At 70.2% G+C, this 13,851-nt stretch carries 13 protein-coding genes; 9 read left to right on the top strand and 4 right to left on the bottom strand.

Annotation, left to right across the window (positions count from 1 at the left end; genetic code table 11):
• Both rfbB and MKK64_RS16945 read right to left on the bottom strand, forming a co-directional pair.
• Positions 1-1,052, bottom strand: a 1,052-nt coding sequence (rfbB, locus tag MKK64_RS16940; RefSeq protein WP_147841880.1) for a dTDP-glucose 4,6-dehydratase, incomplete at its 3' end; no start/stop codon positions are given.
• Positions 1,053-1,224: 172 nt separating this feature from the next.
• Positions 1,225-2,190, bottom strand: coding sequence for a glycosyltransferase family 2 protein (locus MKK64_RS16945; RefSeq protein WP_243936054.1), 966 nt, complete (start codon positions 2,188-2,190; stop codon positions 1,225-1,227).
• Positions 2,191-2,829: 639 nt separating this feature from the next.
• On the opposite strand from MKK64_RS16945, the gene MKK64_RS16950 reads away from it, so the two are divergent.
• From MKK64_RS16950 to MKK64_RS16975, 6 genes are all read left to right on the top strand, one after another.
• The gene (locus MKK64_RS16950) at positions 2,830-4,335 is read left to right on the top strand and encodes an ABC transporter substrate-binding protein (protein WP_243936055.1); all 1,506 of its coding nucleotides are present in this window, start codon (positions 2,830-2,832) and stop codon (positions 4,333-4,335) included.
• Positions 4,335-5,279 carry an ABC transporter permease gene (locus MKK64_RS16955; protein ID WP_147728789.1) on the top strand — a complete coding sequence of 315 codons (945 nt, stop codon included), beginning with the start codon at positions 4,335-4,337 and terminating at the stop codon, positions 5,277-5,279. The genes MKK64_RS16950 and MKK64_RS16955 overlap by 1 nt, the downstream gene beginning before the upstream one ends.
• Positions 5,280-5,365: 86 nt before the next feature.
• Positions 5,366-6,199, top strand: coding sequence for an ABC transporter permease (locus MKK64_RS16960; protein ID WP_243936178.1), 834 nt, complete (start codon positions 5,366-5,368; stop codon positions 6,197-6,199).
• 5 nt (positions 6,200-6,204) lie between these two features.
• Positions 6,205-7,236 carry an ABC transporter ATP-binding protein gene (locus MKK64_RS16965; RefSeq protein ID WP_147858752.1) on the top strand — a complete coding sequence of 344 codons (1,032 nt, stop codon included), beginning with the start codon at positions 6,205-6,207 and terminating at the stop codon, positions 7,234-7,236.
• A complete protein-coding gene (locus MKK64_RS16970; RefSeq protein WP_243935039.1) occupies positions 7,236-8,150 on the top strand; it encodes an ABC transporter ATP-binding protein in 915 nt (304 codons plus the stop codon). Before MKK64_RS16965 ends, MKK64_RS16970 begins: the two co-directional genes overlap by 1 nt.
• 9 nt (positions 8,151-8,159) lie before the next feature.
• Positions 8,160-9,755, top strand: a complete 1,596-nt coding sequence (locus tag MKK64_RS16975) for a gamma-glutamyltransferase family protein (protein WP_243936056.1) — start codon at positions 8,160-8,162, stop codon at positions 9,753-9,755.
• A gap of 11 nt (positions 9,756-9,766) precedes the next feature.
• Here MKK64_RS16975 and MKK64_RS16980 read toward each other — a convergent pair whose 3' ends face one another.
• Entirely contained in the window at positions 9,767-10,918 is a 1,152-nt protein-coding gene (locus MKK64_RS16980) for a 2'-deoxycytidine 5'-triphosphate deaminase (RefSeq protein ID WP_243935043.1), read from the bottom strand.
• A gap of 54 nt (positions 10,919-10,972) precedes the next feature.
• A complete protein-coding gene (locus tag MKK64_RS16985) occupies positions 10,973-11,470 on the bottom strand; it encodes a hypothetical protein (RefSeq protein ID WP_243935045.1) in 498 nt (165 codons plus the stop codon).
• A gap of 162 nt (positions 11,471-11,632) precedes the next feature.
• On the opposite strand from MKK64_RS16985, the gene apaG reads away from it, so the two are divergent.
• The 3 genes from apaG to speG are packed head-to-tail and all read left to right on the top strand — an operon-like array spanning position 11,633 to position 13,800.
• On the top strand, positions 11,633-12,025 hold the full coding sequence (gene apaG / locus MKK64_RS16990) for a Co2+/Mg2+ efflux protein ApaG (RefSeq protein WP_147729503.1): 393 nt from the start codon (positions 11,633-11,635) through the stop codon (positions 12,023-12,025).
• Positions 12,026-12,067: 42 nt separating this feature from the next.
• On the top strand, positions 12,068-13,237 hold the full coding sequence (gene argE / locus MKK64_RS16995; RefSeq protein ID WP_243936058.1) for an acetylornithine deacetylase: 1,170 nt from the start codon (positions 12,068-12,070) through the stop codon (positions 13,235-13,237).
• Positions 13,234-13,800 (top strand): spermidine N1-acetyltransferase, encoded by a 567-nt coding sequence (gene speG / locus MKK64_RS17000; protein ID WP_147844564.1) that lies wholly within the window; start codon positions 13,234-13,236, stop codon positions 13,798-13,800. The genes argE and speG overlap by 4 nt, the downstream gene beginning before the upstream one ends.
• The last annotated feature ends 51 nt before the right edge of the window (positions 13,801-13,851 follow it).

Consider the following 13,851-nt stretch of genomic DNA (forward strand, 5'->3'; position numbering starts at 1 on the left):
GCGGCCGGGGCGAGGCCGAGGCGCTCGCCGGCGTAGCGGCCCTCGCGGATCGGGCGCCACCAGGCCGCGTTGTCGAGGTACCAGCGCACGGTCTCCTCCAGCGCCTGCTCGAAGGTCTTGGACGGCGCCCAGCCGATCTCGGCCTCGGCCTTGCCCGGGTCGATCGCGTAGCGGCGGTCGTGCCCGGGCCGGTCGGCGACGAAGGCGATCAGCCGCGCGTGCGGGGCGTGCTCGGGCCGCAGCCGGTCGAAGGCGGCGCACAGCGCCTCGACCACGGCGAGGTTGTTGCGCACCGCGCGCCCGCCGAGCAGGTAGGTCTCGCCGACCCGGCCGCGCTCCAGCACCGCCACCAGGCCGCGGGCGTGGTCCTCGACGTGGATCCAGTCGCGCTCGTTCAGGCCGTCGCCGTAGACCGGCAGCGGACGGCCCTCGAGCGCGTTGAGGATCATCAGCGGGATGAGCTTTTCCGGGAAGTGGCGCGGCCCGTAGTTGTTCGAGCAGTTCGTCACCAGCACCGGCAGGCCGTAGGTCTCGTGCCAGGCCCGGGCCAGGTGGTCGGAGGCGGCCTTCGAGGCCGAGTACGGCGAGCGCGGGTCGTAGCGGCTGCCTTCCGTGAAGAACCCGCCCGGCGGCAGCGAGCCGTAGACCTCGTCGGTCGAGACGTGGAGGAAGCGGAAGCGGCCCTTCGCGTCCGCCGCCAGCCCCTCGTGGTGGCCGCGTGCCGCGTCCAGCATCACCTGGGTGCCGATCACGTTGGTCCGGATGAACGCGCCCGGATCGGTGATCGAGCGGTCGACGTGGCTTTCGGCCGCCAGGTGCATCACCGCGTCGGGCCGGAAGTCCGCGAACGCCGCGCGCACCGCGTCGGCGTCGCAGATGTCGGCCTCGACCAGGCGGTGGCGGGGATCCTCGGCGAGGGGCGCCAGCGACACCGGGTTGGCCGCGTAGGTCAGCGCGTCCAGCGTCAGCACGTCGTGGCCGAGGTCGCGCACCAGGTGGAGCACGAGGGCGGAGCCGATGAAGCCGCAGCCGCCGGTCACCAGGATGCGCATGTCGGCCTCCGTCAGCTGCTCCGACGCTTCAGATGAAATAGCCCGTCGGCAGCACCGATTTCATCTCCGGTAGCTTGCACTGAGATATGAGCTTGAAATGACGCCGCGCGATGCGCAAAGCACAACGATGCATCATGATCCGGCGTCTTTGATTCTTATGACAAAGATTATCTCAAGCCAGTAGAATATGCTTGGGGGTCGATTTCCTGAGCAGGTATTTTCCTTTTTTCGCGATCGTTCGCACGACGTACTTTGACGGATTGAGCAAAAGCGCTACGGCCAGGTTTTTCATGAACGGAAGCCAATTTCCGCTGCTGTAGTGCAGGGTCGCTATTCTGTAAGCAACAGCGGATCTCTTCAATCTCCAATTGCGGCATTTTCTCCAGATCGATTGTGAGTGAAGCATTTCCCTATATTGTTCCAGGCTCATTTCCGTGTTGCCGTTCAGGCGCCTGATCATGTTGAAATCGATGAAATCTCCGTTTTCGAAGATCTCGTTGATCCGCGTCGTCATGATGCTGCTATGCCGGCGATGCATCAAGACAGGCTCGGGCGACACGGCGATCTTGAAGCCCGCGGTCGCCATTCGCCCCCACAAGTCTCGATCATCGAGAAGATAGTTCCGATAGCCGCCCAAGCCGAGAACGACATCGCGCCGATACATCGCGGTCGGATGGATGATATTGACGATGAGGCCCGGGTCTTTTCTTGCAAGCCCACGTTCCATATCAATGGTCGGGACGCTCTTTCCGATGATCTTGTTGTCGACATCGATCATGTATGCTGCCGAGCTCAGAACGCTGACGTCCGGGTTTTCTTCCATGAATCGGATTTGCGATTTCAGCCTGTCCGGAAGCATGATGTCGTCGTCGTCCATGCAGGCAATCAGATCGTATTTCGCAAGCGACAGCCCCAAGTTCCTGGCGGCAGGACCGCCCCTGTTCGTCGGGTGACGCAACAAACGGATCCTCGCATCCTTCTTGGCGAGAGCCGCGAGGATCTCATGGGTCCCATCGGTCGACGCGTCATCGACGACGATCAGCTCGAAGTCCTCGTGGGATTGCGCCAACACGCTTCCGATGCACGCCTCTATGTACTTGGCGCGGTTATGGGTTGGCACTATCACTGTCACCGACATCGATACCTCCGAGTCCGCATCTTCGAGCAGATGAAAGACAATCTAGAAATAAATATGATCGCTCTATATTGTATGGCCATGAAATAACGCAGATCAAGCTTTGTAATGGGTCACGTCGATCTTCCGGCCTAACGGTAAACTGAATCCTCGACGAGATGACGGATTTTCAGGAGAGGCCGCGTACGCCTTTCGATCTAGCCCGAAGGAGACGGTCGAGGATACGGGTCGATCGAAGCGCTGCGATCCTGCGATCCGGCAAACCGCGTGCACCGATCCAGAGATCTCCCAAGGTCGTTTCCGGCCATGCTGGGTGGAAGGGCTTTCAGGGTCTTTGGGAGGGCTGCGGTGGCGGTCTCGTCGTGCCCGTGCGGCACGCAGATGCGGCAGCGCATCACGCGGAGGCGTCGACCGGAGCCTCGGAGCCTGTCGGTGGCGGCCGCCGGCTGGTCGACGAGGACGAGGCCGTGCGGATCGAGATCGATACGGCCTCCGATCGGCCGCCCGGAAACGACCGGCAACCGTCGGTGGCACGGATGGTGCCTGGAATGCGAAATGCCAGCTTGGGGTTGCCTGATCCCGTGCATCGGCCCACGCTCCGCTCATCCGCCTCGAAACTCTGGTCCGTCCCGGGAAGTCCTGATGTCGCGTCTGTCGGCCGCCTGCCTGATCGCGGGCCTGCTCGTCTCCCTGCCGCTCTCGTCCACGGTCCTCTCGGCGCAGACCCTGCGCTACGGCATGATGGAGGACCCCGACGCCCTCGATCCGACGCTGGCGCGGACGTTCGCCAGCCGCATGGTCTTCGCCGCGCTCTGCGACAAGCTCGTCGACATCGGGCCCGACCTGAAGCCGGTGCCGCAGCTCGCCACGCAATGGGAGCTTTCGCCCGACGAGAAGACCCTGACCATGCACCTGCGGCCGGGGGTGAGGTTCCATGACGGCGAGCCGCTGAACGCGGCGGCGGCGAAGTTCTCGATCGAGCGGCACCTCAAGATGCCGGGCTCGCAGCGCCGCGGCGAGATCGCGCCGATCGACACCGTCGAGGTGGTCGACGACCTGACCTTCAAGATCAACCTGAAGACGCCGTTCGCGCCGCTGATCGCCCAGTTCACGGATCGGGCCGGGATGATGGTCTCGCCCAAGGCCGCCGAGCGGCTCGGCGACAAGTTCTCGACGGCGCCGGTCTGCGCGGGCCCCTTCAGGTTCGTCGAGCGGGTGCCGCAAGACCGGATCGTGGTCGAGCGCTTTCCCGATTACTGGAACAAGGACCAGATTCAGATCCAGCGGATCGAGTTCCGCCCGATCCCCGACGCCACCGTGCGGCTGACCAACCTGCGCGCCGGCCAGCTCGACCTGCTCGAGCGCCTGGCGCCGACCGACGTCCCCCAGGTCAGCCGCGACGCCAAGCTCGCGCTCGGATCGGTCTACGAGCTCGGCTTCCAGGAGATCCTGCTGAACCCCGCCAAGGCCGGCTCGCCGCTTGCCGACCCGAAGGTGCGCCAGGCGCTCGACCTGTCGATCGACCGCAACGCCCTCAACCAGGTGGTGTTCAACGGCGAGTTCCTGCCCGGCAACCAGTGGGTCTCGCCCAAGCACCCGAGCTACGTGACCGAATACCCGGTGCCCAAGCGCGACGTCGCCAAGGCGAAGGCCCTGCTCGCCGAGGCCGGGCAGCCGAAACCCCAGATCACGCTCTCGGTCTACGCCAACAGCGAGGCGCCGCAGGTCGGGCAGGTGATCCAGGCGATGGCCAGGGAGGCCGGCTTCGACATCCGGATCCAGGCCGCCGACTTCACCACGCTGCTCGACATGGCCGACAAGGGCAACTTCGAGGCCTACCTGTATTCCTGGTCCGGGCGACCGGACCCCGACGGCAACACCTTCAGCTTCCTCGGCTGCAAGACGCCGCTGAACTACAGCCGCTACTGCAACGCCGAGGCCGACGCGGCGCTCCAGGCCGAGCGCGGCACCGTCGACCCACAGAAGCGGCAGGCCGCCTGGAAGCAGCTTGCCGACCGGGTCCTGAACGACCGCCCGGGCCTCTACCTGCTGCACCGCAAGCTGCTCTGGGCCTACACCAAGAAGCTCTCGGGCTTCGTCGCCTACCCGGACGGGCTGGCGCGCTTCACCGGGCTCAAGCTGAACTGATGCTGCGCTTCCTCGCCCGCCGCCTGGCGCTCGCGGTCCCGACGCTCGTCCTCGCCTCGATGATCATCTTCGCCCTGCAGCAATTGCTGCCGGGCGACACCGCGACCGCGCTCTCCGGCGAGGAGCGCGACCCGGAGGTGATCGCGTTCATCCGCGAGAAGTATCACCTCGATCGGGCGCTCCCCGTCCGCTACGGCTACTGGGCGGCGGGCGTCCTGACCGGCGACCTCGGCGAGTCGATCCGCCTGCAGAAGCCGGTCTCGGAACTCGTCCTCGAGAAGCTGCCGGTGACGCTCGAGCTCGCCTGCCTCGCCATGCTGGTGGCCCTGGCCATCGGCGTGCCGATGGGCATCGTCTCGGCCGCCCGCCGCGGCACCTGGGCCGACACCTTGGCCAACGGCGTCGCGCTCTGGGGCCTGTCGATCCCGAACTTCTGGCTCGGCATCCTGATGATCCTGCTGTTCTCGGTGCAGCTCGGATGGCTGCCGGCCTCCGGCTACGTCCCGCCCTCGGAGAGCCTGTGGGAGAACCTCAAGGCGATGGCGATGCCGGCCTTCGTGCTCGGCAACGCGATCAGCGCGGTGATGATGCGCCACACCCGGGCGGCGATGCTCGGCGTGCTCGGCTCCGACTACGTCCGCACGGCGCGCGCCAAGGGCGTCTCGCCGCTGCGCCTGGTGCTGCGCCACGCGCTGCCCAACGCCGCGATCCCGATCATCACGCTGGGCGCGCTCGAGTTCGGGCAGCTCCTGTCCGGCGCGGTGCTCACCGAGCAGATCTTCTCGGTGCCGGGCTTCGGCAAGCTGATGGTCGACGCGGTGTTCAACCGCGACTTCGCCACCGTGCAGGGCGTCGTGATCTGCACCGCCGCCACCTATGTCGGCCTCAACCTCGCGGCGGATGTGCTGGCGGCCGTGGTCAACCCGAAGCTGAGGCGGGCATGAGCGGGATGGATCGCGACGCCGCCGCGCTGTTGCCGTCCCCCTCCGTGGCGGGGGGACGAGCGGTGCCCCTCCCGCGCGAGCCCGGCATGCTCGGCGCCTTCTGGCGCCGGCTGCGGGCGCGGCGGAGCGCCGTCGTCGGGCTCGCCATCGTCGTCGGGCTGGTGCTGATGGCGGCGTTCGCCGGATGGATCGCGCCCTACGACCCGACGGCGACCGATTGGGGCGCGGTGCGCGCCGCGCCGTCGCTGGCCCACCCGTTCGGCGGCGACGAGGTCGGGCGCGACGTGCTGGCCCGCATCGTCTACGGGGCGCGGGCCTCGCTCGGCGCCGGCCTCGTCTCGGTGGCGCTCGCGGTCTCGCTCGGCCTGCCGCTCGGGCTCGTCGCCGGCTATGCCGGCGGCTGGGTCGACGGCGCGATCATGCGGCTCACCGATGCGCTCCTGGCGATCCCGTTCCTGATCCTGGCGATCGCGCTCGCGGCCTTCCTCGGCCCGAGCCTGACCAACGCGATGGTGGCGATCGGCCTCTCGGCGACCTCGACCTTCGTCCGGCTCACCCGCGCGCAGGTCCAGGCGGTGGCGGCGGAGGAGTTCGTCGAGGCGGCGCGCTCGGTCGGCAACCCGCCCTGGCGGATCGCGCTGGTGCACATCCTGCCCAACATCGTGCCGGCGATCCTGGTCCAGGCGACGCTGACCATCGCCGCGGCGATCATCGCCGAGGCGAGCCTGTCCTTCCTCGGGCTCGGCCAGCAGCCCCCCGAGCCGAGCTGGGGCGCGATGCTCAACGTCGCCAAGAACTTCCTCGACCAGGCGCCGTGGATGGCGATCTGGCCCGGCCTGTCGATCTTCCTCGCCGTGCTCGGCTTCAACCTGCTCGGCGACGGGCTGCGCGACGCGCTGGATCCGCGGGGCCGCACATGAGCGACATGCCGCGTCTCGAAACGCCCCTGCTCGAGGTCCGCGACCTCGCCGTCGCCTTCGACACCGACGGCGGCGCGGTCCACGCCGTCAACGGCGTCTCGTACGCCCTCCGCGAGGGCGAGACGCTCGGCATCGTCGGCGAATCGGGCTCCGGCAAGAGCGTGCACGTGCTGGCCATGCTCGGCCTGATCCCGCGGCCCCCCGGCCGGATCACCGGCGGTCAGGTGCTGTTCCGGGGCCGCGACCTGCTCACCCTGCCCGAGAAGGCGCTCCGAAAAGTCCGCGGCGGCGAGATCGGGTTCGTGTTCCAGGACCCGATGAGCTCGCTCAACCCCGGCATGACCGTGGCGGCGCAGATCGTCGAGCCGCTGCGCATCCATCTCGGCCTCGACGCCCGCGCGGCGCGCCGGCGTGCGCGGGAGCTGCTCGACCTCGTCCGCATCCCGAACGCGGCCGGCCGCCTCGACCAGTACCCGCACGAGTTCTCCGGCGGCCAGCGCCAGCGCGTGATGATCGCCATCGGGATCGCCTGCCGCCCGAAGCTCCTCATCGCGGACGAGGCGACGACGGCGCTCGACGTCACGGTGCAGGCCGAGATCGTCGCCCTGGTGCAGGAGCTGAAGCGCGAGATCGGCATGGCGATCATCTGGATCACCCACGACCTCGGGGTGGTCGCCGGCATCAGCGACACGGTGCAGGTGATGTATGCCGGCCGCATCCTCGAGCGCGGGCCGGTGGACGACATCTTCGCCGACCCGCGCAGCGCCTACACCCTCGGCCTGCTGCGCTCGCTCCCCGACCTCACCCGCGGCCGGGCCGGGCGCGGGCGCCTGCGCCAGATCGAGGGCGCGCCGCCCGACATGCGCGCCCCCCCGCCCGGCGACCCGTTCGCGCCGCGCAACGCCTACGCCACCCCCCGCTGCCGCACCGAGGCGCCGCCGCTCGTCCAGGCCGCCGGCGCCGCGCCCGGCCACCTCGTCGCGGCCTGGTACGACCTTCCGGCGATCCTGGCGCGCGAAGCGGAGGAGGCACGGTGATGCGGGCCCCGGACTATCCGATCGTCTCGGTGCGCAACCTCTCGAAGCACTATCCCCTGCGCTCGTGGTGGGGCGGCAAGGCCTCGGTGTTCCGGGCGGTCGAGGACGTCAGCTTCGACATCCGCGCCGGCGAGACGCTGGGGCTCGTCGGCGAATCCGGCTCGGGCAAGTCGACCATCGGCCGTGCCGTGACGATGCTGAACCCGCCGACCGCAGGCACCGTCGCCTTCGAGGGCACGGACCTCGCCAAGCTCTCGCCGCGAGCGATGCGCGGCATGCGCGCCCGCATCCAGACCGTGTTCCAGGACCCCTACGCCGCGCTCAACCCGCGGATGAGCGTCGGCGACTACGTCTCCGAGGCGTTCAAGCTGCACCGGCCCGAAATGGGCCGGGCCGAGCGCCGCGCGGCGGTGGCCGGGCTGTTCGAGCGGGTCGGGCTGGAGCCGCGCTTCGCCGGGCGGTTCCCGCACCAGTTCTCCGGCGGCCAGCGCCAGCGCATCTGCATCGCCCGCGCCATCGCGCTCAAGCCGAGCTTCATCGTCGCCGACGAGCCGATCGCGGCGCTTGACGTCTCGATCCAGGCGCAGGTGGTCAACCTGCTGCAGGACCTGCAGGCCGAGCTCGGGCTGTCCTACCTGTTCATCTCCCACGACCTGCGCATGGTGCGCTATCTCTGCCACCGGGTCGCCGTGCTCTGGCGCGGCCGCATCGTCGAGCTGGCCGAGAGCGACGCGCTCTACGACGACCCGCGCCATCCCTACACGCGGCGCCTGCTCGGCGCCGTGCCGGTGCCCGACCCGGCCGCCGAGCGCGCCCGCCTCGCCGCGGAGCAGGCCCGGCCCGCCTCCCCCATCGCCGAGGGCGGCGACCTCGTCGAGGTCGCGCCCGGCCACTGGGTCGCCACGAGAAGCTGAGGATCGCCCATGAGGAACTTCGAGGGACCGGGCCGCTCGCCCGTCTACGCCGCCAACGCCGCGGTCGCGACCTCGCACCCGGCCTCGACGCTGGTGGCGATCGAGACCCTGCGCGCGGGCGGCAACGCCGTCGACGCGGCGATCGCCGCGGTGGCGGTGCAATGCGTCGTCGACCCGCTGATGACCGGCATCGGCGGCGACTGCTTCGCCCTGTATGCGCGCAACGGCACGTCGGTGCCGATCGCGATCGACGGCTCCGGCCGCAGCCCGGCGGCCGCCGACGACGCGTGGTACCGCGAGAACGGCGTCGCGATCGAGCCCGATTCCGCGCATGCGGTGACCGTGCCCGGCGCGGTGGCGGCGTGGCAGCGGCTCGTCGAGGACCACGGCACCCGCTCCCTCGGCGAGCTGCTGCAGCCGGCGATCCGGCTGGCCGAGGACGGCTTTCCCGTTCAGCCGCGGGTCGGGTGGGACTGGGCGCGCAGCATCGGCCGGGTCGCCGGCGATCCGCACGCGGCGGCGACCTACCTGATCGACGGCCGGGCGCCGGCGGTCGGCACCGTGGTGCGGCTCGAGAAGCTGGCCGCGACCCTCCGGCGGATCGCCGGCGAGGGCGCGCGCGGCTTCTACGAGGGGCCGGTGGCCGAGGATCTCGTGAGCCGCCTGCGCGAGCGCGGCGGCCTCCACACCCTGGAGGATTTCGCGAGCGCCGCGCCGGACGTCGTCACCCCGATCAGCACCCGCTACCGCGGCTACGACGTCTACGAATGCCCGCCCGCCGGGCAGGGTCTGGCGGCGCTGATGATGCTCAACGTGCTGAAGCCCTTCGACGTCGCCGGGCTCTCCGACCTCGACCGGGTCCACCTGTTCGCGGAGGCGTGCAAGCAGGGCTACCACCACCGCGACGCCCTGTTCGGCGATCCCGAGCTCCAGGCGATCCCGGTCGAGCACCTGCTCTCCGACGCCTGGCAGGCGGCCGCCCACGGGGCGATCGACATGGCCCGCGCGCAGGCGCCGGTGCTCTATCCCGAGATCCGCGCCGAGCTCGCGGCCCGCGCGCACAAGGACACGGTCTACCTCTGCGTGGTCGACCGGGACGGCAACGCGATCTCGCTGATCAACTCGATCTTCCAGGGCTTCGGCTCGGGCATCCTTGGGCCGTCGAGCGGCGTGCTGCTGCACAACCGCGGCCTGTCGTTCCGCACGGAGGCCGGCCACCCCAACACGATCGGCCCGTCCAAGCGCCCGATGCACACGATCATCCCCGGCATGCTGATGCGGGACGGCCGCGCGGTCGCGCCCTTCGGCGTGATGGGCGGGCACTACCAGGCGATGGGCCATGTCGAGCTGCTGACCGGCCTGATCGACCGCGGCCTCGATCCGCAGGAGGCGCTCGATGCGCCGCGCAGCTTCGCCTACGGCGGCACGCTCGAGGTCGAGGGCGGCCTTTCCGGCCTCGTCGGCGGCCTGAGGGACCGCGGCCACGACGCGGTCGCCGCTCCCCTCCCCCTCGGCGGCGGGCAGGTGATCTGGATCGACCGCGCAGCCGGCATGCTGTCGGCCGGCTCGGACCCGCGCAAGGACGGCAGCGCGCTGGGATACTGAGTCCGGGCGCTTCAGGCGAAGTGCTTGGACAGCTTCAGCCCTTGCGCCTGATAGTTCGAGCCGGCGCCGGCGCCGTAGAGCATCAGCGGCACCGCCTCCATGCGCTCGTAGACGAGCCGGCCGACGATCTGGCCGTCCTCGAGCAGGAACGGCACGTCGCGGGAGCGGACCTCCAGCACCGCGCGCGCGCCGGTGCCGCCGGCGCCGGCATAGCCGAAGCCGGGATCGAAGAAGCCGGCGTAATGCACCCGGAACTCGCCGACGAGCGGGTCGAATGGCACCATCTCGGCGGCGTGGTCGGGCGGCACCTGCACCGATTCCTTCGAGGCCAGGATGTAGAACTGGCCGGGATCGAGGATCAGCGACCCGGACCCGTCGGCCGGCAGCGGCTCCCAGAACTCGGCCGCCGCGTGGCGCCCCGGCGCGTCGACGTCCACGAGGCCGGTATGGCGCTTGGCCCGGTAGCCGATCAGCCCGTCGAACCCGGCGAGATCGACCGAGACGGCGACGCCCCCCTGGAAGGAGGGCGCCGCCGCGGTCACCAGCGGCGCGCGCGCGTGCAGCGCGACCAGCTCGTCGTCGCGCAGCCGCACGATGCCGCGTCGGAAGCGGATCTGCGACAGGCGCGAGCCGGTGCGGACCAGGACCGGGAAGGTGCGCGGCGAGATCTCGGCGTAGAGCGGCCCGCGATAGCCGGCCCCGACCTGGTCGAACGCTTCCGCCCGGTCGGTGATGACGCGGGTGAACACGTCGATCCGCCCGGTGGAGCTCTTGGGGTTGGCCGCCGCCGCGAGGTCCTCGGGCAGCGCCAGGGATTCCTGCAGCTCGGCGATGTAGACGCAGCCGGTCTCCAGGACCGCGCCGGGCCGCAGGTCGATCTCGTGGAACGCCAGCCGCTCGACGCAGGCCGAGACCGCCCGCGCCGCGCCCGGCAGGAAGCTGGTGCGCACGCGCCAGGCCCGCGCCCCGAGGCGCAGGTCGAGGCTCGCCGGCTGGATCTGGTCGGCGGCGAAGGCCGAGGCCGGCAGGATGCCGCCCGCCCGCGCCAGGGCGGCGATGCCCTCGCCCGACAGGATGCCGTCGCGCGGGGCGCCCTGCCCCGTGGCGGTGCCTGCCGCGACCGAAGGGCCGGTCTCGACCGAAGGGCTCGGCGTCGTGCTCATGTCTCTCGCGCGTCCCGTCCGGCCGTCACCATCGGCCGTTTTCGAGCAAAGCGCCTAACGTCGGCTTAAGGGGGGCCGGACCGAGGTCGCGCGCGCCTCCGCCGGGAGGGCGGCGGGCTCGTCGCCGGGCAGGGCGAGGACGATCCGGATCAGGGCGAGCCGGGCCAGGGCGCCGATCGCGACCAGGCCGGCGAGCGCGCTCGCCAGCACCGGGACCGCGCGCGGAAACACGAGCAGCGCGGCCGCGCCGGCGACGAGGCCGACCGTGCCGCCGACGCCGAGCACCAGCGAGGGCAGGCCGGCGAGCCGCGGATCGGGTCCCGCCCGGCCGGCGATGACGGCCGCCGCGATCCGCCCGGTCCCGTCGAGGATCAGCGCGGCCGCGAGCGCCGCCGCGGGCAGGAGGTTGGCGGCCGGATCGCGCCACGCGGAAAAGCCCGCAAGGGCGAGCAGCGTCGCCCAGGCCGCCACGTGGGCGAGCGCCGCCGCCGAGAGCCGAACGTCCCCCCCGCGCCGAAGCGACCTCAGATGGCACACCCACGCTTCGACCATGCCGGCCCCGTTCATGCCGCCCGCCGCGACGTACTCCGCCGCAATTGACGGGAATTCTTCCGGCAACTACCACGTTGAATGACGCATCGAAAAGCGGCTTCGAGCCGTCTAGACCCGAGCTAGACCGAACTCGAGCGCCGCTGAAGAGGGCAATTAGGGACGATGTACAAGGCCGAGACGCGCGGAATCAGCGTGACCGTCAATCCGCGCTTCGTCGAGGAGGAATCCTCGCCGGGAGAGAGCCGGTACTTCTTCGCCTACACCGTTGAGATCGTGAACAACGGCGCCGAGCAGGTGCAGCTCCGCTCCCGCCATTGGCGCATCATCGACGGGCGCGGCGAGTGCCAGGAGGTGCGCGGCGCCGGCGTCGTCGGTAAGCAGCCGGTGCTGGAGCCGGGCGAGTCGTTCTGCTACACCAGCGGCTGCCCGCTCACCACGCCGGACGGGCTGATGGCGGGGAGCTACACCATGGCCACGGTCGCGGGCGAGAGCTTCGAGGCCGAGATCCCGGCCTTCTCGCTCGACAGCCCGCATATCCGCCGCAGCCTGCACTGATTCGAGCCGGGCAGGCCGGCGGCCCGCCCAGGACACCAAGCGATGCCCGGTTCCGGCGAGCGGCTGACCCCGCTCGACATCCTCGCCCACCTCGTCGGCTTCGACACCGAAAGCTCGAAGCCGAATCTCGACCTGATCGACTGGGTCGCCGCCTATCTCGACGGCTGGGGCGTCCCCCACCTCCGCATCCCGAACGCGGCCGGCGACCGTGCCGCGCTCTTCGCCACGATCGGGCCGCAGGTCGACGGCGGCGTCGTGCTGTCGGGGCACACCGACGTCGTCCCGGTCACGGGACAGGCCTGGACCGCCGACCCGTTCACCCTGCGCGTCGCCGACGGCCGGGCCTACGGCCGCGGCGCGGTCGACATGAAGGGGTTCTGCGCCACCGCCCTGGCGCTGGTGCCGGACTGCCTCGCGGCCGGCCTCAAGCGCCCGATCCACATCCTGCTCTCCTACGACGAGGAGACCACCTGCCTCGGCGTGATGGACGCGATCGCCCGCTTCGGCGTCGACCTGCCGCGGCCGGGCGCGGTGATCGTCGGCGAGCCGACCGACCTCGAGGTCGCCGATGCGCACAAGAGCATCGTCACCTTCCACACCACGGTGCACGGCCACGAGGCGCATTCGGCCAAGCCGATGCTCGGGGCCAACGCCGTGATGGCGGCCTGCGACCTCGTCTCCGGGCTGAACGCCATCGCCGACCGGATGATCGCCCGGGGCGACGCGTCGGGCCGGTTCGATCCGCCCAGCACCACCGTGCATGTCGGCACGATCCACGGCGGCACCGCCCGCAACATCCTGCCCAAGGAATGCGCCTTCCACTGGGAGTTCCGCGGCCTGCCCGACCTCGACATGGCGGAGATCCCGCGTCTATTCCAGGCCAAGGCCGAGGCGGTGACCCGCGAGCGCCTGAACCGCTACGGCGCGTTCGGCCGGATCGAGACCGTCGAGGAGATCGCGATCCCCGGCCTGCTGCCGGAGCCCGGCTCCGAGGCCGAGCGGCTGGCGCTGCGGCTGGCCAACCGCAACCGCACCGTGTCGATGCCCTACGCCACCGAGGCCGGGCGCTTCCAGCAGGCGGGCATCCCGACCGTGGTCTGCGGGCCGGGCTCGATCGACCAGGCCCACCAGCCGGACGAGTTCATCACGCTGGCCGCGCTCGGCCAGGGCGAGGCGTTCCTCCGCCGCTTGATCGAGGCCTGCGCCGCATGAACGAGACCGTCCCCGACAGGGTCAAGCTCCGCCCGCTGGAGCGCGAGGACCTGATGTTCGTGCATCAGCTCAACAACAACGACAGCATCATGCGCTACTGGTTCGAGGAGGCCTACGAGTCCTTCGCCGAGCTGGCGCAGCTCTACGAGCGCAACATCCACAACCAGACCGAGCGGCGCTTCATCATCGCGACGCTGAACGGGCATCCGGCCGGCCTCGTCGAGCTCGTTGAGATCAACCACCTGCACCGGCGCTGCGAGTTCCAGATCGCGATCCATCCGGGCTTCCAGGGCCGGGGCTTCGCCCGCCAGGCGACGCGGATCGCAATGGACTACGCCTTCAGCGTGCTCAACATCCACAAGCTCTACCTGCACGTGGACAAGGACAATGCCCGCGCCGTGCGGATCTACGAGAGCTGCGGCTTCCGCCCCGAGGGCATCCTGCGGGACGAGTTCTTCATGAACGGCCGCTACCGCGATGCCGTGCGGATGTGCCTGTTCCAGCCGGAATACCTCGCCGGCCGCCATGCCGTCGACATCGCCGAGCCGGTGCTCAAGAGCTGACCGGCGCGGCGGGTCGGGGAGGCGCCGTCGCCGGCCCCTCCCCGTTCGCAC

This window comes from Methylobacterium sp. E-025 (genome assembly GCF_022829705.1).
GTDB lineage: Bacteria > Pseudomonadota > Alphaproteobacteria > Rhizobiales > Beijerinckiaceae > Methylobacterium.